Genomic DNA, 18,191 nt, shown 5'->3' with positions numbered 1-18,191 from the left:
CCGGGGCGCTGCCCCGGACCCCGGGATATTTGGTCAGGATGAAAGCGTGGCCGGTTATTCCGGCAGCACCCGTACCGCGCCCTTATCGGCGCTGGCGGCGAAGGTGGCGTAGGCTTTGAGCGCCGTGGTCACGTTCCGCTTGCGCTTCTCGGCGGGTTTCCAGCCTTGCTTGTCCTGTTCGGCCCGACGGGCGTTCAGCTCATCCTCCGGGAGGGCAAGGTTGATGGTGCGGTTCGGGATATCGATTTCAATCCGGTCGCCGTCACGCACCAGCCCGATGGCGCCGCCATTCGCCGCCTCCGGCGAGCAATGGCCGATGGAAAGCCCAGAGGTGCCGCCGGAGAAGCGGCCATCGGTGATCAGCGCACAGGCTTTGCCCAAGCCTTTCGATTTCAGATAGCTGGTCGGATACAGCATTTCCTGCATGCCCGGTCCGCCCTTGGGGCCTTCGTAGCGGATGACGACCACGTCGCCCTCCTTCACCTTACCGGTCAGGATACCGCTGACCGCCGCGTCCTGGCTTTCATAAACCACGGCAGGACCGGCGAATTTCAGGATGGATTCGTCGACCCCGGCTGTTTTCACGATGCAGCCGTCAAGCGCGATATTGCCCTTCAGCACCGCCAGCCCGCCATCGGCGGAGAAGGGCGAATTCACGGCGCGGATCACCCCGCCCTGACGGTCGAGATCCAGCGTCTCCCAGCGATTATCCTGGCTGAACGCGGTCTGCGTCGGGACGCCGCCGGGGGCTGCGGAGTAGAAACGATGCACCGCCTCGTCCTGCGTGCGGGAGATGTCCCACTGATCAATCGCATCGCCCAGAGTCGCGGCGTGAACCGTGGGGCTGTCACGATGGATCAGCCCGCCCCGGTCAAGCTGGCCAAGGATCGCCATGATCCCGCCCGCACGGTGGACATCCTCCATATGGACGTCCTGCTTGGCGGGTGCAACCTTGGACAGGCACGGCACCTTGCGGCTGAGCGTGTCGATATCGTCCATGTCGAATTCGATCCCGCCTTCGTAAGCGGCGGCGAGGATATGCAGCACGGTGTTGGTGGACCCGCCCATTGCGATATCCAGCGACATCGCGTTCTCGAACGCTTTCTTGTTGGCGACGTTGCGGGGCAGGACCGATCTGTCATCCTGCTCGTAATAGCGCCGCGCGAGGCCGACGATGCGCTGACCGGCCTCCTCGAACAGGCGCTTGCGGTCGGCATGGGTGGCCAGCGTCGAGCCATTGCCTGGCAGCGACAGGCCAAGCGCCTCCGTCAGGCAGTTCATCGAGTTGGCGGTGAACATGCCCGAGCACGACCCGCAGGTCGGGCAGGCGGAGCGTTCGATTGCCGCCACATCCTCGTCGCTGACATTGTCGTCGGCAGCGGCAACCATCGCGTCAACCAGATCGAGCGCGTGCATCTTGCCGTCTTTCAGCACGACCTTGCCGGCCTCCATCGGGCCGCCGGAGACGAAGATTGCGGGGATATTCAGGCGCATGGCCGCGTTCAGCATACCCGGCGTGATCTTGTCGCAGTTGGAGATGCAGACCATCGCGTCGGCGCAATGCGCGTTGACCATATATTCCACGCTGTCGGCGATGATCTCCCGCGAGGGCAGGGAATACAGCATCCCGTCATGGCCCATGGCGATGCCGTCATCCACGGCAATGGTGTTGAACTCCTTGGCGACGCCGCCCGATTTTTCGACCTCGCGCGCGACAAGCTGGCCGAGATCCTTCAGGTGGACATGGCCCGGCACGAATTGCGTAAAGCTGTTCACAATCGCAATAATCGGCTTGCCGAAATCGTCATCCTTCATGCCGGTCGCACGCCACAGACCGCGTGCGCCCGCCATATTGCGTCCGTGGGTCGAGGTACGGGAACGATAGGCCGGCATGGTGATTCCTTCCTTTGGCAATGCCCGATGGCTGCTATGGCGGAGAGGCTTAACGGAATTTTACCGGTTCCGCCAGAAGCGGAATGCAGCTTCTGCGAGGGGGCGCTGGCCGTCCCGCGCAGGCTCAGCCCGGAAGATCGGGGCGAATGATGCGAAAACTGGCGCGACGCTCCTCCGGGGTGGCTGTGTTGCTTGGCGGGGGTTCGCTGCGGCGTGGTTTTGGCGGCGAGGCGCGGCGGAAATTTGGCGCGGTCTCGCTGATGCCGTTTGGGGTTGGTGGCAGCGCGGATTTGCCCTTGATGATCGGGATGACCATGTCGTATGCGATTTCGAAACGCCGTGGGGCGCGGCCCATCTCGCCCGGGTTGACCACACAGCCGAGCGCACGGGTAATGTCGCCCAGATCCGATTTCAGCGGCAAAATCAGCATCCTGCCGTTCAGTTCCGGCCGTGCATAGGTCTGCGGCGAGCGCAGTTTTATTTCGGCAATCTGCGGGGCCTGAAACACGGTTTCGAGCACATCGGAAAGGCGTCCGCGCGAATCCGGATTGAACAGCGCGCAGAACGGCAACCCCCGCACCTCCATCCCCATGAGGTCGACCAGATGCCGCCCGGCCAGCCGGAACCGCGCCGCACCCGGTGCGATACGTTCAAGGATGAAGGCGTAATCGAGCGCAGCGGCGATTCCGCGCGGCTGCACATCCGCACGATCCGGCACGACGCGCCCGCGACGCAATCCCTCCCAATAATCGCGCAGCCCGAACGTGATCCGCAACGGGTCTGGTCGCGCGACAATATTCAGCGAGACGATTTCGCCGCCCTTACGCGTTTCGCCCGGCGGAGCCGGTTGTTTGTCCTCTGTTTCGTCGGTCATCACCTTGCGCCATTGCCGCGAGACACCGCCCGGGATGGTGAAGGGCCGCTCGCTGGCAGCTATTGTAACCCGGAGCATGCGTTGCAGCGCAGCAATTTCTTTACGAATGGTTAAGCCGGGGCTTGATTCTCCGGCTTCGGCGGGATCAAAAGCGGCAAACACGCAAGAGGGCAGCATGGACCGAACCGGGCTTCTGATCATTCTCTCATCCCCATCCGGGGCGGGAAAATCGACGCTCGCACGCCGTTTGATGGCATGGGATCCGACGCTGTCCTTCTCCGTCTCCGCCACCACACGACCGGCACGCCCCGGCGAAATCGATGGCGAGCATTACAGTTTCATGTCGCGCGAGGCGTTCTCGGGCATGGTCGCCTCCGGGGATATGCTGGAACATGCGGAAGTGTTCGGCAATCTTTACGGCTCGCCCCGTGCCCCGGTGGAGGCCGCAATGCAGGCCGGGCGGGACACGATTTTCGACGTGGACTGGCAGGGCGGACAACAAATCCGCGCCTCGGTGCTTGGGCCGCATGTGGTCAGCATCTTCATCCTGCCGCCGTCTCTGGCGGAGCTCGAACGGCGGCTGGTCGCCCGCGGGCAGGATGCGCCGGAGGTGATCGCAGGCCGGATGGAGAAGAGCCGCGACGAAATTTCCCATTGGGCCGAATATGACTATGTTCTGGTCAATGACGATCTGGACGAGACGTTCGAGCGGCTGACCGCCATCCTCGTGGCAGAAAGATTGCGCAAGGACCGGCAGAAAGGACTTGGCGCGTTCGTCAAGAAGCTGATGGAGGGAAGCAGCAGATGATCTGGGAACTCGATGGCAATGTGCCGCAAATCGCCGATGACGCATGGATTGCGCCCGATGCGCAAATCATGGGCCGCGTGGTGATCGAGCCGGGGGCAAGCGTCTGGTGGGGTGCCGTGCTGCGTGGCGATAACGAGGAAATCCGGATCGGACGCGGCTCAAACGTGCAGGATCTTTGCTGCCTTCACACCGATATGGGTTTCCCGCTGGTGATTGGCGAGAATGTCACCGTTGGACATCGTGCCATGCTGCATGGCTGCCGGATCGGCGATGGCTCGCTGATCGGCATGGGGGCGACGGTGCTGAACGGTGCCAAGGTCGGGTCCGGCTCGCTCATCGGGGCCTCGGCCCTTGTGTCAGAGGGCAAGGAGATCCCTGACCGGGTGCTGGTAATGGGCGCACCGGGACGGGTGGTGCGCGAGATCGACGACGCGCAATATGAGGGGCTTCTGGCCTCCGCACAGGGTTATCGCAACAATGCGGCACGGTTTCGCGCCGGGCTGAAACAGATCGGCTAGGATCGACCGTTCGTGGAGCGCAGCGTCATTCACAATCTGATCGCGGCGCTGCCGGTTGCTGTCGTGGCGGTCGATCACGAAGCACGGGTCAGTGCGGCCAATGTCGCGGCCTCGGCGCTCTTGGGTGAAAACCTGACCGACCGGCCTTTCGTGACCGTGCTGCGGCATCCGGTGGTGGTCCAGGCCGTGGATGCGGTGCTTGATCCTGCCCATGTTTCGCTGCCGGTGCCGGACCCGACGCTGGCGGCGGTCGGCTCGGGCGGGTATCGCAACCGCGTCATCATCTCGGCGCGCGGACGGGACATCCCCGCCGAGGTCACGGTGTCGGCGCTGCCGGACCGGATCGGCGCGCTCGTGGTGATCGAGGACAGCTCCGGCATCGAGGAGGCCGAGCAGCAGCGACGGGATTTCGTGGCCAATGTCAGCCATGAGCTGCGCACCCCCCTGACCGCGATGATCGGATTCATCGAGACCCTGCGTGGCCCGGCGCGTGACGATGCGGCGGCACGCGACCGCTTCCTGTCGATCATGGAGACCGAAGCCGCGCGGATGAACCGTCTGGTCATGGACCTGCTTTCGCTCAGCCGCGTTGAATCCGAAGAACGTCGGCGCCCGGCGGAGGCCGTCGATCTGACCATGATCATCGGTGCCGTCGTCGCGACGCTGACGCCCCATGCAGAGGCGCATAACGTCAATATCAGCCTGATCGGTGCGGAGAATGAGGCATTGGTCACAGGCGATCCCGACCAGCTGACACAGGTTTTCCATAACCTCGTCGAAAACGCGGTCAAATATGGCGGTTCCGGCGGCGAGGTCCGGCTGGAACTGTCCCGCATCCGGCATGAACCGGCGCTGCGTGGCCCGGCGATTGCGGTCGCCGTCATCGACCGGGGCGAAGGTATCGACGAGATGCATCTGCCAAGGCTGACGGAACGGTTTTACCGCGTCGATAATCACCGTTCGCGCCAGCAGGGCGGCACCGGGCTGGGCCTTGCCATCGTCAAGCATATCATCGGGCGGCACCGTGGCCGTCTGCGGATCGAATCGGTAAAAGGGCAGGGATCGCGTTTCACCGTCATCCTGCCCGCAAAGCGTGATCGCCGCTGACCTTGCCCGAGGCGCGGCAAACCACTATCTGAGGCGCAGGCAAAGGGGGCCCCGATGAGCCATAATCCGATCCGGCCGTGGCGCGATATCGAACGGCGCAAATCCCGCAAGATCATGGTCGGCAACGTGCCGGTCGGGGGCGATGCGCCGATCAGCGTCCAGACCATGACCAACACCGACGGTCATGACGTCAAGGCGACACTCGATCAGGTGATCCGCGCCGCCGATGCCGGTGCCGACATCGTGCGGATTTCGGCCCCCGATCAGGAAACCACCAAGGCGCTGAAGGAAATCTGCCGCGAAAGCCCTGTCCCGATCGTGGCCGACATCCATTTCCACTACAAGCGCGCGCTTGAAGCGGCGGATGCCGGGGTGGCCTGTCTGCGGATCAATCCCGGCAATATCGGCAGTTCCGACCGTGTGGCGGAGGTGGTGCGGGCGGCAAGGGATCACGGCTGCTCCATCCGCATCGGCGTGAATGCGGGCAGTCTGGAAAAACACCTGCTGGAGAAATATGGCGAGCCATGCCCCGACGCCATGGTCGAAAGCGGTATGGATCACATCAAGATCCTTCAGGACCACGATTTCCACGAATTCAAGATCAGCGTGAAGGCCTCGGACGTGTTCCTCGCCGCCGCTGCCTATCAGCAACTGGCCGAACTGACCGACGCCCCGATCCATCTCGGCATCACCGAGGCGGGCGGTCTGCGCGGCGGCACGGTGAAATCGGCCATCGGTCTGGGCAATCTGCTCTGGTCCGGGATCGGGGATACGATCCGCGTCAGCCTCTCCGCCGATCCGGTGGAGGAGGTGAAGGTCGGTTTCGAATTGCTGAAATCACTGGGCTTGCGGACGCGCGGCGTGCAGATCATCTCCTGCCCGTCCTGCGCGCGTCAGGGCTTCGACGTGATCAAAACGGTCGAGGCGCTTGAGGAACGTCTGGAACATATCAAGACGCCGATGAGCCTGTCGATTATCGGCTGCGTGGTGAACGGTCCGGGCGAGGCGCTGATGACCGATATCGGTTTCACCGGCGGCGGTGCCGGTTCCGGCATGGTCTATATGGCCGGGCGGCAGGACCATAAGATGAACAACGATCAGATGATCGACCACATCGTCGAACTGGTCGAAGAACGCGCCGAGAAGATCGAGGCCGCAAAGACCGCCGAAGCGGCGGAATAACCGCCGCCCCGTCTTCCGGTCTTATCCTTCTGCGGCGGCTTTCTCACGCACGTCGCGGATCGCAGGCGGCAGGCCGGTACGCGGCATCCCGCGCAGCAGCGTGTCGCCCAGGATAAAGCTCGGTGTACCGCCAATGCCGAGCGTCTGCGCCAGTTCGGCATTTTTGCGGATCACCTCGCTGACCTCGTCGGAATTCATCGCTTCCATGATGGCGTCGGCGTCAAACCCCATCTCCTCGGCGGTGCTGCGCAGCCAGTCGGGCGTGACATTGCCGCGCATGGTGTAGAAATTATCATGCACCTGCTTATAGGCATCGTCGCCCTCGATCTGCTTGGCCGCGATGGCGAAGCGCGAGGCAAGCTCGCTTTCGGGGCCGAGAATCGGAAAATCTTTCAGGATCAGCCTTATATTTCCGTCGCTTGCCAGCGTTTCCTCGACATGCGGGAAGGCCTGACGGCAGACGCCGCAGCGGAAGTCGATGAACTCGACCAGCGTCACATCGCCGTCAGGATTGCCGCCGACCCAGCTATAGCCGTCATTGAAGATCTCGTCGCTATACTGCGCGATCAGCGCCGCGTCATTGGTGGCTTCCTCGGCCATGCGGCGCTCTTCCAGGGCACCCATGGCGTCGATCAGCACTTCGGGATTTTCCATCAGATATTCGCGAACGGCCTCGCCAAAGGCCGCTTTTTCGCCGTCATTCATCGCCGCGAGATCGAGGGCGGCGGCGGGGCTTGCGCTCAGCAGCAATGCGGCCAGCAGCTTTTTCATCGGGAGGCTCCTTTCAGAATTTGGCAAGACACTGGACCCAATCGCGCGATATGACAAGCAAATCCTCCGTGATCTTCTTGACCCGTGACCCGGACGGCGGGCATAGACCGGGGAAAACCAACCGAGGCAAAGATGCGGCAGTCAGAACGGGGTCAGGTCGATCCGTTTATCGTCATGGATGTGATGGAGCAGGCCCGCCGGGCAGAGGCAGCGGGGCGCTCGATCATCCATATGGAGGTCGGCCAGCCCTCGACCGGCGCGCCACAGGCGGCACGTACGGGGCTGCAATCGCGGCTCGGCGAACCGCTGGGTTACACGGTCGCGCTTGGTCTGCCGGAGTTGCGGGCCGGGATCGCCGCCCTCTATCGCCGCTGGTATAACGTGGACCTGAACCCGGATCGCGTGGTGGTGACCTGCGGATCGTCGGGGGCGTTCATGCTCGCCTTCTCGGCGCTGTTCGATGCCGGTGACAAGGTCGCATTGGGGGAGCCGGGCTATCCCAGCTATCGCCAGATCATGCGCGCCATGTCGCTTGAACCCGTCGGCATCCAGACCGCGCCGGAAAACCGCTATCAACCGCGCGCTGACGAAATCCCGGCAGGTGTCCAAGGGCTGATGCTGGCCTCCCCCGGCAATCCCTCCGGCACGATGCTCGGGCTGGAAGATTACCGGGCGCTTTTGTCGCGGGCGGGAGAGTTGGGTATCTCCGTCATCTCCGACGAGATTTATCACGGTCTCAGCTATGGCGGGCGCTGCCATACGGCGCTGGAGGTCAGTGAAGACGTTTATGTAATCAACTCCTTTTCGAAATATTTCTCGATGACCGGCTGGCGGATCGGCTGGATGATCGTCCCTGAGGATCATATCCGCACGGTGGAGCGTATCGCGCAGAACATGTTCATCTGCCCGCCACATGCCAGTCAGGTCGCGGCGCTCGGTGCGCTTGATGCGACAGCGGAATGCGACGCAAATCTGGCGGTCTATGCCGAAAACCGCCGTTTGCTGCTGGAGGCGCTGCCCAAAATGGGTTTCGACCGCATCGCACCGCCGGACGGGGCGTTTTATATCTATGCCGACATCTCCGATCTGACCGATGACAGCCTCGCCTTCGCGGCGGAGATACTGGAGAAAGCCGGGGTCGCGGTCACGCCGGGGCTGGATTTCGACCCGGTCCGGGGGGCGACGACGCTGCGCTTTTCCTATGCCCGCAGCACGGCGGATATTACCGAGGCCATCACCCGGCTGTCGCGCTTCATGGACGCGCGCTGATGCGGCTTCTGGCGCTTCTGCTCTGGCTGCTGCTGCCGCTGGCGGCGTTTGCACAAGGCCCGGTGGTCCGGCTGGATGTCCCGTCCTCCTCCGTTGTGGCGGATGGCGACGATCTGGCGCTCAGCCTCAGCCTGTCGACCGCGACGCCGTACCGGCTGCATCTGCTGGACGCGCCGAAACGGCTGGTGATCGATGTGCAGGGGCTGAACCTTGCCGATACCGACCTGACCGGCCTGCCGGGTGCCGCGCTGCTGGACGGTGTCCGGGGCGGGGCGTTCCGGCGCGGCTGGTCTCGGCTGGTCTTCGATCTGCGCGGTCCCTATGCGATCACGGAGGCAGTGCAACGCGGCGACGGTGCCCGCGCCATGCTGATGCTGCGCCTGACGCCGGTCGCAGCAGAGGATTATGCAGGCGCCACCAATGCCATGTCAGCGCTTTGGGACCTGCCGCAACCCACCATCCCTGTGGTCGATGAAAATCGCCTGGCACCGCTGCGCGTGGCCATAGATCCGGGACATGGCGGGGCCGATTCCGGGGCCGTGGTCGCGGGGCTTAGCGAGGCAGACCTGATGCTGGAATTTTCGCGCGAGCTGACCGAAAAACTGATCCGGGGCGGGTTCGAGGTGGTCCTGACCCGCCGCAAGGATGTGTTCGTCGGGCTGGAATCGCGCATGACGGAGGCACGGGCGTCGAATGCCGACATCCTGATCTCGCTTCACGCAGATGCGCTGCCGGAGGGGCAGGCGACCGGGGCCACCATCTTCACCTGGAACCCGCAGGCCGATGACCGCGCCTCGCGACAGCTTGCCGCGCGCCACGACCGCGCCGATCTTGTGGCAGGCGTCGATCTGCACGGCACCGACGATCAGATCGCGGATACGCTGATGGATATGGCCCGCTCCGACACGCAGCCGCGCTCCGAGGGGTTGGCGAAGCAGCTTTCCGCGCAATTTTCTCAGGCCGGGCTGGCGCTGCATTCGCGCCCGGTGAAAGGCGCGGCCTTCAGCGTTCTGAAATCGCCGGATATTCCCTCGGTCCTTCTCGAACTTGGGTTTCTGACCGATCCCGGCGACCGCGCCAACCTGACCGATCCGGCCTGGCGGGCAAGGATGGCCGGGGCCATAACCGAAGCCGTGACCGGCTGGGCCAGGGACGATGCGGTACGCGCCGCACTTCGCCGCCACTGAAGCGCCGCCGCTTATGAAAAAATGCACCATTTGCAAGACCGCAGGCGGCATTCTCACCCAAGCTTGTTTTGACGCCGCGCGCCGCCGCGTCTAAGAAGCGACGTAAATTTCCAAGAGGCAGGTCTGTGGTCAGATTCATTCTCTCTTTCTTCGGCTCGATCTTCGCGCTTCTGGTAACCGGGCTGATCTTCGGCATCCTGATGCTCGGCGGGGTGTTCTGGACCTTTTCGCGCGATCTTCCCAGCCATGAGCAGCTCAGCCAGTATTCGCCCAAGACCATCAGCCGGGTCTATTCCGGCGAGGGTCAGCTGATTGACGAGTTCGCGCAGGAAAGACGGATATTTGTGCCGGGTGAAGAAATTCCCGATCTGGTGAAACAGGCTTTCGTTTCCGCCGAGGACAAGAATTTCTACGAACATAGCGGCTATGATCCGCGCGGCATCATGGCCGCTGCCCGTGACGCCGTGGTTTCGCGCGGTCAGAATGTACGCGGCGCCTCGACCATCACCCAGCAGGTGATGAAGAACTTCCTGCTGTCATCGGACCGCAGTGTCGAACGCAAGGTGAAGGAGCTGATTCTGGCCACCCGGCTGGAGGAATCGCTGACCAAGGATCAGATCCTTGAGCTTTATCTGAACGAGATTTTCCTCGGTCAGAACAGCTACGGCGTGGCCGCTGCCGCCCAGACCTATTTCAACAAGACCCTGTCGGAGCTTGAACCGCACGAGGCCGCGACGCTCGCAGCCATGCCGCAGGCTCCGGGCCGCTACCATCCGGTGCGCGAGAAAGAGCGGGTGACAGAGCGGCGCAATTACGTCCTGCGCGAAATGTGGCAGAACGGCTATATCGACGAAGCCACGATGCGCGCGGAATCCGCGAAGCCGCTGCGCTCCGTCCAGAATGGCGATTTCGAGCCGTTCGCCGACAAGATGCCGCCTCGCGACTACTTCACCGATGAAATCCGCCGCCAGTTGTCGCAGGATTTCGGCGAGGACGAATTTTTCGGCGGCGGCCTGACCATACGCGCCACGATCGAGCCGAATATGCAGCAGGTCGCGGCGGATGCACTTCAGGACGCGCTTGAAAGTTACGACCGGGGGCAGGGGATCTGGCACGGCGTGATCGCGACGATCCCGGAAGATCAGCTTGGCTCCGAAGCCGATTGGCGTGCGGCCCTGTTCGAGACCCGCGATGCCCCCCGCGATGTGCTCGGCTGGATGCCCGCCGTGATCCTTGAGGTCGCCGATAACGGCAGCGCCAGAATCGGCATCGAGGGGATCGAGGAAGACGCTGACGGTCACTGGCTGCCCGCCCGCGACGCGCAATGGGCAAGGCCACGGCGTGAGGACGGCTCGCTTGGCCCGCGCGCACAGGGCGTCGGCGATCTGGCGCAGCGCGGCGATGTGGTCATGGTCCGCGCGATGACCGAGGATGGCAGCGGCAAATTCCTCCGCTGGACACTTCGCCAGATCCCTGAAATCGAGGGCGGTTTCATGGCGATGGACGTGAACACGGGCCGGGTGATCGCCATGCAGGGCGGGTTCTCCTACCAGTCCTCGGTCTTCAACCGGGCCACCCAGGCGATGCGCCAGCCGGGGTCGAGCTTCAAGCCCTTCGTCTATGCCGCCGCGCTGGATAACGGTTATACCCCGGCCACCATCGTCGTGGACGAGGAAATCGCCATCAATACGCCTGACGGGATGTGGCGGCCCAAGAACTCCTCCAACCGCACCTATGGCCCGACGCCACTGCGCACCGGGATCGAGCAATCGCGGAACCTGATGACCATTCGTGTGGCACAGGATATCGGGATGGATACCGTCGCCAATTACGCCGAGCGTTTCGGGGTCTATGACGACATGAACCCGTTCCTTGCCAACTCGCTGGGCGCGCAGGAAACCACGCTGTTCAAGATGGTCGCGGCCTACGCCATGTTCGCCAATGGCGGCGAGCGGGTGGAACCGACGCTGGTCGACCGGGTGCAGGACCGTCGTGGCCGCACCGTCTACCGCCACGACCAGCGCGATTGTGTCGGCTGTTCGCAGAATGCGCTGCCCGCCGGCACCTCGCCCGAGATCGACACCAATCGCGAGCGGGTGATGGACGCCGTGACCGCCTATCAGATCACCTCGATGATGGAAGGGGTGGTCAAGCGCGGCTCCGGCAAGGGCGTCAATCTGCCGGTGCCGATCGCGGGTAAGACCGGGACAACCAACGACGCGAAAGATGTGTGGTTTGTCGGATTTTCGTCGAATATCGTCGCGGGCTGCTATCTGGGCTATGACCAGCCGCGCACATTGGGCAGCAACGCCTTTGGCGGCACGCTTTGCGTTCCGGTGTTCAACGCCTTCATGCGGCAGGCCATCGCCGAATATGGCGGCAGCCGCTTCCGCGTGCCCGATGGCGGCTATTTCCAGAAGATCGACCGTTTCACCGGCGCGCGGCTGTCCGCCGACGCAACCGGCGATAACGTGATCTCCGAATTCTTCCGCAATGGCACGGAACCGGATGAAACCGGCATGGACATCATCGACGGCGGCTTCGAGGCGAAGATCATGCCGAAAGTCGAAGGCATCCCGCTGACCCTCAAGGAACTGCCCAAATCCAATGCGAGTTCGGGCGGGGCGAAGGCCATTACCACCTCAACCGGCCAGAAGCGGGTCATCCCGAAAAAGGCCGATTTCGGGACGATCTCGTCAGGCGGGCTTTACTGACATCTTCCTGCCGCGATCAACAGATCGCCCGGCCGCCCTTGTGAGGGCGGCCATCTCGCGTTATCTCACCATCCACCCGTTACGGAAGGACCGAACTCATGCGTGCCGAAACCGCTGCCACCGTTGAAGCGATCCGCAAATCCCTGCGGCTGCTGGCGCAGCGCATGGATTGGGAAACCGCGCCGCACCGGCTGGAGGAACTCAACGCCATGATCGAAGATGGCGATCTGTGGAACGACCCGGCCCGCGCGCAGAAACTGATGCGCGACCGTCAGGCACTGTCCGATGCCGTGGAAGGCTACCGCCGGATCGAGGGCGATCTGGAGGCCAATGCCGAGATGGTCGAACTGGCCGAAGCCGAGGACGACGCCGATCTGGTCGCGGAGGCCGAGGGCAATCTGAAGCAACTGGCCGAGGAGGCCGCGCAGAAGGAACTCGAAGCCCTGCTGAACGGCGAGGCGGACGGCAATGACACCTTCCTCGAAATCAACGCCGGGGCCGGGGGGACGGAGAGCTGCGACTGGGCGTCGATGCTGGCGCGGATGTATGTCCGTTGGGCGGAGAAGAAGGGCTATGACGTCGAACTTATCTCGGAATCGGCCGGGGAAGAGGCCGGGATCCGCTCTGCCGCGTATCGGATTTCCGGGCATAACGCCTATGGCTGGCTGAAGACGGAATCGGGCGTGCATCGTCTGGTGCGAATCTCGCCCTACGACAGTTCCGCCCGCCGGCATACCTCGTTTTCGTCGGTCTGGGTCTATCCGGTGGTCGATGACAATATCGAAATCACCGTGCCGGACAGCGATATCCGCATCGACACTTATCGTTCGTCAGGCGCGGGCGGGCAGCACGTCAACACGACGGATTCGGCGGTGCGGATCACCCACCTGCCGACCGGGATCGTCGTGACCAGTTCGATGAAATCGCAGCACCAGAACCGCGAAGCGGCGATGAATGCTTTGAAAGCAAGGCTTTATCAGCAAGAACTCGACCGCCGTAATGCCGAGATCAACGCCCAGCACGACGCCAAGGGCGATGCGGGCTGGGGCAATCAGATCCGGTCCTATGTGCTGCATCCCTACCAGATGGTGAAGGATCTGCGCACCTCGCACGAGACCTCCGACACGCAGGGCGTGCTTGACGGAGACCTCGACGCGTTCATGGCGGCGACCCTGGCGCTCGACGTCTCCGGCAAGAGCCGGGCGGAGGCGACGGCGGAAGACTGACGCCTTGCGCGGCGTATCTTTCGCGTATCCCGCGCGTATATCTCCTGTCCATACAAATGAGATTGTGCCGGTTCGGGCGGCGGCTGCTGAGGCGCGCCGCTCGGGTTGGGGGGGTGCGCTGCAATGAATAGGTGGAAGTTATGGCGCTTGGCGGTGATTGAGGCTGCACAGCGCGTACACAGGTTGTACACCGGGTGTACACAGATGGTGCACAGGGTGGGTGTGCGCGGGATTTTATTCGCGGGTTGGTTACTCTTGCCGCTCACCGAAACAATCGCCTGATTGCCGGGAGAGTCGTGAGAGCGATCATGGGCGGAAGCCAGCAGTTCGCTGCAGGTAAAAAAGCAATGGGAAAACGCAAAGAAAGTTTAGCAGTGCTCAGGTATGTTGCGAAAGATTCTTTGCCTTAGTAGGTTTAACTATACGGTCTGCAGCTTGGTTAGGTTGTGTAATTTTGTGCACGATGAAGATCATAATTCGGATTAAGGGGAAGGCGCGTGTCAAGACAAGGTCGCCACGGGGAATCTCTGTTTTCAACTCTATGCCAAGATCCTGATGCAAAAACTGAAGCAGTTGTAAACAAGGCAGGGGATGATGAGCATGGTTGGGATCATGTTGTTGACTTAACGCCTCAAACAGATGCGTCTCTGCCCGCAGATTTACAAGATCATCTTATACAGTCGTTTGCTCAAATTAAGACAACTAAAGGCTTGCGTCCTGCGACGCGAGTTAAGTTAAGTAACGCACTCAAATCTGCCAAATCTCCCAATCCAAGTTTTATCTTCCTCTTTCATCACGATAGCGAAAATGAAGCGCCTACATTATATGGCAAGCACATTTGGCGTAACGAAATTGAAAAATTTCTGATGCGTGGGCGTAAAGCTTCGGTCGAAAGCCAGACGAAGGCCCTTTATGATGTCACTCTCACAATATCCTTCAGCACAGAAGACCAGATTAAAGGTCACCCAAGTGACTGGATGTTGGAGAAAATCAAGGAGCAAGGGGGCGGAAACTATGCAGCTAACAAGCTGAATTTGGTGCGTTCAGTAGGCTATGGGGAATTTACACACGAAGTGAAACTCTCAATCCCAACGAGTGCCTCCGTAAAAGACATCGTGCTTCATGAGCTTGGCTTGATCAAAGATCTACCGGTCACAGACTTTACGATGCTTGATAAACGCTTTGGAATGAATACGACGGTATCGAAACCGCAGGTTGGAGAGGGGCGATTGGAGGTTTCTTCAGAAGGCAGACCCGTACTTGTCAAGTTGATTTCATACGACCTTTCAGAATTCGATATTTCCGCTAAACTCAAGATGTCCCAAATGGTTCCCCCTGATCATGAGGAGTTTCGATTTAGAATAGACGCTGGTTGCTTTGACATCATCGTGCACCCTAAAGGCGAAGTTCAGACAATACGATTCTCGATGGATCTCGAAGAAAAAGGAAAGCTTGATCAAAAAATCGGCCTATTAACATATCTGTCGTGGTCAAGTTCCGGGCAAACCACCTTTGAGTTGCACGGTGAAGAGGGAAAGTTTTTTACTGGCTTATTTGACAACTCGACGAATGCTAAACCATGGATGGACGAACTTTCGGTTGTTGGACGTCATATTGTCGATCTACTTGGACCTGAAAAGTCGAAAGCGATTGAGGTTAGTTTCCGTGATTTTGAGCGGAGTGCGAAAGATATGTACCTTGCATCCGCCATCTCAGAAGCAGGCTCTTTGCGATTGCAGGCCAATTTTTCGAAAGATTTAGAGGGGTTCAGTCACTTGATCGGCTTCGCCTTTACTCAGGTCGACAACTGGTGTGTGGGTGCTCTATATCAAATAGAGCATAAAGCCAGAGGTCATGATGACGATATGGCCAACCTCTACTTCAGTTATCCGCGCATTGTAAAAAGCTTTGCGTTCAAAAAGGCTAAGGGTGATTTTGCCAATTTCATTAAATCAGAGTTTAACGAGTTTCGTCGACGTTTCAATACTCCAACTGCTGTGGTGATGGATGGTGATCTTACAGAGTGGTCAAAAGCTATAAACGAAAACACAGCCATAACAATGGATATTTCTTAGTTTTTTGGTCTTATTTGATATGTCTTTCGAAGCCACCGGCAAGCTGAAGACGGCGGTGTGGACGCACTAATTTTTTAAAGAACTGTCGGCTTAAGTTTATCTTGATCGCACTTTCCCAGAACGGCCTATTTGGAAAAGCTGCGCTGCAGCGCCCGATGATGCTACCAAGGCCTGCTTTGGGCCGTTCTTGGCCGCGCATTACCTACTGCGCCCGCTCTCGTCACCCATCTGGAAACCTCTAAGAAAAACCCCAAGCCTAGACCCCGGCCCGCCCGGACGGGCTGGCGCTTTGGGGACGGCAGCTTTGCTGTGCCGCCAGAAGACCCGGGTTGCGCCATAAAGCGCGTCGTGTCGTTCTCGGCGGCGGCATCCCGCGGGCCGGCGCTTGCCCTCTGGTGGTGAGGCGGACGCCCGTTCAGGCCGGTTCCGCCTCGGTCATTGTTGCCTGCGCGATTTCTGCCTCGGTCAGTGCGCCCGGGAAATGGCAGGCGGTCAGGTGGGTGGGCGGGCCGGTCAGGGCGGGGACGGTGGCAGCGCAGGCCGGGGCCGCGCGGGGGCAGCGGGTGCGGAAGACGCAGCCGGAGGGGGGGGACATGGGCGAGGGGAGTTCGCCGGAGAGCGGGATGATGGTTTTGGTCCGCTCCATCTTCGGATCGGGGACGGGGACCGCCGACAGCAGCGCCTGCGTGTAGGGGTGCTGGGGGCTGGCGTAGAGGGCGCCGGCTTCCGCCAGTTCCATGACCCGGCCCAGATACATCACCAGTACCCGGTCGGAGATGTGTTTCACCACCGAGAGGTCATGGGCGATGAAGATCAGCGACAGGCCGAGATCGCGCTGCAGATCGGCCAGCAGGTTGATGACCTGCGCCTGGATCGAGACGTCGAGTGCGGAGACGGGTTCGTCGCAGATGATCAGCTTCGGCTCCACGATCAGGGCGCGGGCGATGCCGATGCGCTGACACTGGCCGCCGGAGAACTCATGCGGGTAGCGGTTGATCTGGTTGGGCAGGAGGCCGACGCGCTCCATGTTTTCCTTGACGCGGCGCTTGATTTCGTCGCGTTTGAGGCCGGGGTGATGGGTGCGCAGCGGCTCGGCGATGATCTGGCCGACGGTCATGCGCGGGTTGAGCGAGGCGAGCGGGTCCTGAAACACCATCTGGATGTCGCTGCGATAGCGCATCATCTGACGCGGCGAGAGGCCGATCAGGTCGGTGCCGTCCTGCCAGCGCGCGGTGCCGGTGGCGGGGACGAGGCCGATCAGCGCGCGGGCGAGGGTGGATTTGCCGGAGCCGGATTCGCCGACGATGCCCAATGTCTCACCGGGGTGCAGGGTGAAGTTCACCCCGCCCACGGCATGCAGCAGACGGGGCGCGGTCCAGGGCAGATCGCCCTCCCGCCGGATGTCGAAGGTGACGCGGAGATCTTGCACGTCGAGCAGGGGCATATCACTTGTCATCGGGCAGCTCCTGCGGGGTTCCGGCGGTCACGGGGCCGATTGTGAGGGCGTCGGTGATCTGCGGATCGGGCTCGGCTATGTGCTGCGCGCCGATTTCATCCGCGGCGGGTTCGGGGGGCAGGTCGTCATGGGCTGGGCTACCTGCCCGGACCAGCGCGATATCGGCATGGCAGGCGCGGGCGCGGCCTTCCGCAAAGGGGGTGAGTTCGGGGCGGTCGCTGCGGCATTTTTCCATGACGAAATCGCAGCGCGGGGCGAAGGCGCAGCCTTGCGGCGGGTTCGACATATTGGGCGGGCTGCCGGGAATGGCCGACAGCTTGTCGCCCTTCTGATCGACACGCGGGATCGCGGCGAGCAGCCCCTTGGTATACGGATGGGTCGGGTCGGCGAAGATCGGATCGGTCGCGGCTTCCTCCCGAATGCGGCCGCCATACATGACCACCACCCGCTCGCAAGCCCCCGCCACGACGCCGAGGTCATGGGTGATCAGCATCATCGCCATGCCGAATTCGTCGCGCAGATCGGCCAGCAGCGCCATGATCTGGGCCTGCACCGTCACGTCGAGCGCCGTGGTCGGCTCATCCGCGATCAGCACATCCGGCTTGCACAGCAGCGCCATTGCGATCATCACCCGCTGGCGCATCCCGCCGGAGAATTCATGCGGGTAAAGCCGGGCGCGGCCTCTGGCGTCAGGAATGCGCACGGCGTCCAACATCTGCACGGATTCCTTCACGGCGGCGGTTTTGGAAAGCCCGTGATGCAGTATCAGCACCTCCGCCATCTGGTCGGAGACCCGCATATAGGGGTTCAGAGAGGTCATCGGGTCCTGAAAGATCATCGCGATATGCTCGGCCCGGATCTTGTTCAGCAGCTTCGGCTTGGCGTTCAGGATCTCCTGCCCGTCGAACGTCACGCTGCCGGTGGCGCGGCCATTTTTCGCCAAGAGGCCCATGATGGAGAACGCAAGCTGCGATTTGCCGGAGCCGGATTCGCCGACGATGCCCAGCGTTTCGCCCCGGTTCAGCGACAGGTTGATGCCGTTGACGGCGTGCACCTCCCCATCATTGGTGCGGAAGGTGACGTTCAGATCGTTGATGTCCAGCAGCGCCAT

At 61.7% G+C, this 18,191-nt stretch carries 14 protein-coding genes; 9 read left to right on the top strand and 5 right to left on the bottom strand.

Annotated features, from left to right (window positions below; all coding sequences use genetic code 11):
• Positions 1 to 54 precede the first annotated feature (54 nt).
• Together ilvD and PAF12_RS06065 are read right to left on the bottom strand one after the other, a co-directional pair.
• Positions 55 to 1,893: a dihydroxy-acid dehydratase gene (gene ilvD / locus PAF12_RS06070; protein WP_271109194.1), complete on the bottom strand. Its 1,839-nt coding sequence runs from the start codon at positions 1,891 to 1,893 to the stop codon at positions 55 to 57.
• Positions 1,894 to 2,017: 124 nt separating this feature from the next.
• Positions 2,018 to 2,767: a PAS domain-containing protein gene (locus tag PAF12_RS06065; RefSeq protein ID WP_271109193.1), complete on the bottom strand. Its 750-nt coding sequence runs from the start codon at positions 2,765 to 2,767 to the stop codon at positions 2,018 to 2,020.
• A gap of 175 nt (positions 2,768 to 2,942) precedes the next feature.
• Between PAF12_RS06065 and gmk the strand changes: the two genes are divergently transcribed.
• From gmk to ispG, 4 genes are read left to right on the top strand one after another with little or no spacing between them, the layout of a single operon-like run.
• On the top strand, positions 2,943 to 3,575 hold the full coding sequence (gene gmk, locus PAF12_RS06060) for a guanylate kinase (RefSeq protein ID WP_271109192.1): 633 nt from the start codon (positions 2,943 to 2,945) through the stop codon (positions 3,573 to 3,575).
• Entirely contained in the window at positions 3,572 to 4,093 is a 522-nt protein-coding gene (locus PAF12_RS06055; protein WP_271109191.1) for a gamma carbonic anhydrase family protein, read from the top strand. The genes gmk and PAF12_RS06055 overlap by 4 nt, the downstream gene beginning before the upstream one ends.
• A gap of 12 nt (positions 4,094 to 4,105) precedes the next feature.
• Positions 4,106 to 5,200 (top strand): cell wall metabolism sensor histidine kinase WalK, encoded by a 1,095-nt coding sequence (locus PAF12_RS06050; RefSeq protein ID WP_271109190.1) that lies wholly within the window; start codon positions 4,106 to 4,108, stop codon positions 5,198 to 5,200.
• 54 nt (positions 5,201 to 5,254) lie between these two features.
• Entirely contained in the window at positions 5,255 to 6,382 is a 1,128-nt protein-coding gene (gene ispG / locus PAF12_RS06045; protein WP_271109188.1) for a flavodoxin-dependent (E)-4-hydroxy-3-methylbut-2-enyl-diphosphate synthase, read from the top strand.
• Between the two features lie 21 nt (positions 6,383 to 6,403).
• On the opposite strand, the gene PAF12_RS06040 is transcribed toward ispG, so the two are convergent.
• Positions 6,404 to 7,153 carry a DsbA family protein gene (locus tag PAF12_RS06040; protein WP_271109187.1) on the bottom strand — a complete coding sequence of 250 codons (750 nt, stop codon included), beginning with the start codon at positions 7,151 to 7,153 and terminating at the stop codon, positions 6,404 to 6,406.
• A 132-nt stretch (positions 7,154 to 7,285) separates the two neighbouring features.
• On the opposite strand from PAF12_RS06040, the gene PAF12_RS06035 reads away from it, so the two are divergent.
• From PAF12_RS06035 to PAF12_RS06015, 5 genes are all read left to right on the top strand, one after another.
• On the top strand, positions 7,286 to 8,422 hold the full coding sequence (locus PAF12_RS06035) for a pyridoxal phosphate-dependent aminotransferase (protein WP_271109186.1): 1,137 nt from the start codon (positions 7,286 to 7,288) through the stop codon (positions 8,420 to 8,422).
• The gene (locus PAF12_RS06030) at positions 8,422 to 9,609 is read left to right on the top strand and encodes an N-acetylmuramoyl-L-alanine amidase (protein WP_271109184.1); all 1,188 of its coding nucleotides are present in this window, start codon (positions 8,422 to 8,424) and stop codon (positions 9,607 to 9,609) included. The genes PAF12_RS06035 and PAF12_RS06030 overlap by 1 nt, the downstream gene beginning before the upstream one ends.
• Positions 9,610 to 9,734: 125 nt before the next feature.
• Positions 9,735 to 12,323, top strand: coding sequence for a penicillin-binding protein 1A (locus tag PAF12_RS06025; protein WP_271109183.1), 2,589 nt, complete (start codon positions 9,735 to 9,737; stop codon positions 12,321 to 12,323).
• A gap of 98 nt (positions 12,324 to 12,421) precedes the next feature.
• Positions 12,422 to 13,549 (top strand): peptide chain release factor 2, encoded by a 1,128-nt coding sequence (prfB, locus tag PAF12_RS06020; RefSeq protein ID WP_271109181.1) that lies wholly within the window; start codon positions 12,422 to 12,424, stop codon positions 13,547 to 13,549.
• Between the two features lie 497 nt (positions 13,550 to 14,046).
• The gene (locus tag PAF12_RS06015; protein ID WP_271109179.1) at positions 14,047 to 15,624 is read left to right on the top strand and encodes a hypothetical protein; all 1,578 of its coding nucleotides are present in this window, start codon (positions 14,047 to 14,049) and stop codon (positions 15,622 to 15,624) included.
• A 415-nt stretch (positions 15,625 to 16,039) separates the two neighbouring features.
• Here the strand turns inward: PAF12_RS06015 and PAF12_RS06010 are convergent, their stop codons facing one another.
• Complete coding sequence (locus PAF12_RS06010) at positions 16,040 to 17,080, bottom strand: oligopeptide/dipeptide ABC transporter ATP-binding protein (RefSeq protein ID WP_271109178.1); 1,041 nt, start codon at positions 17,078 to 17,080, stop codon at positions 16,040 to 16,042.
• Positions 17,070 to 18,191, bottom strand: a complete 1,122-nt coding sequence (locus PAF12_RS06005; protein WP_271109177.1) for an oligopeptide/dipeptide ABC transporter ATP-binding protein — start codon at positions 18,189 to 18,191, stop codon at positions 17,070 to 17,072. Before PAF12_RS06005 ends, PAF12_RS06010 begins: the two co-directional genes overlap by 11 nt.

It is taken from the genome of Paracoccus sp. SCSIO 75233 (assembly GCF_027912675.1).
Lineage (GTDB): Bacteria > Pseudomonadota > Alphaproteobacteria > Rhodobacterales > Rhodobacteraceae > Paracoccus.
Note: the sequence above shows the minus strand (reverse complement) of the source record. Positions and strands in the feature narration are given on the sequence as shown.

Coding starts and splice junctions, on each gene's coding strand:
- ilvD (WP_271109194.1), bottom strand. CDS start 1,893: ATGCCGGCCTATCGTTCCCGTACCTCGACCCACGGACGCAATATGGCG.
- PAF12_RS06065 (WP_271109193.1), bottom strand. CDS start 2,767: ATGACCGACGAAACAGAGGACAAACAACCGGCTCCGCCGGGCGAAACG.
- gmk (WP_271109192.1), top strand. CDS start 2,943: ATGGACCGAACCGGGCTTCTGATCATTCTCTCATCCCCATCCGGGGCG.
- PAF12_RS06055 (WP_271109191.1), top strand. CDS start 3,572: ATGATCTGGGAACTCGATGGCAATGTGCCGCAAATCGCCGATGACGCA.
- ispG (WP_271109188.1), top strand. CDS start 5,255: ATGAGCCATAATCCGATCCGGCCGTGGCGCGATATCGAACGGCGCAAA.
- PAF12_RS06040 (WP_271109187.1), bottom strand. CDS start 7,153: ATGAAAAAGCTGCTGGCCGCATTGCTGCTGAGCGCAAGCCCCGCCGCC.
- PAF12_RS06035 (WP_271109186.1), top strand. CDS start 7,286: ATGCGGCAGTCAGAACGGGGTCAGGTCGATCCGTTTATCGTCATGGAT.
- PAF12_RS06030 (WP_271109184.1), top strand. CDS start 8,422: ATGCGGCTTCTGGCGCTTCTGCTCTGGCTGCTGCTGCCGCTGGCGGCG.
- prfB (WP_271109181.1), top strand. CDS start 12,422: ATGCGTGCCGAAACCGCTGCCACCGTTGAAGCGATCCGCAAATCCCTG.
- PAF12_RS06010 (WP_271109178.1), bottom strand. CDS start 17,080: ATGACAAGTGATATGCCCCTGCTCGACGTGCAAGATCTCCGCGTCACC.
- PAF12_RS06005 (WP_271109177.1), bottom strand. CDS start 18,191: ATGGCGCTGCTGGACATCAACGATCTGAACGTCACCTTCCGCACCAAT.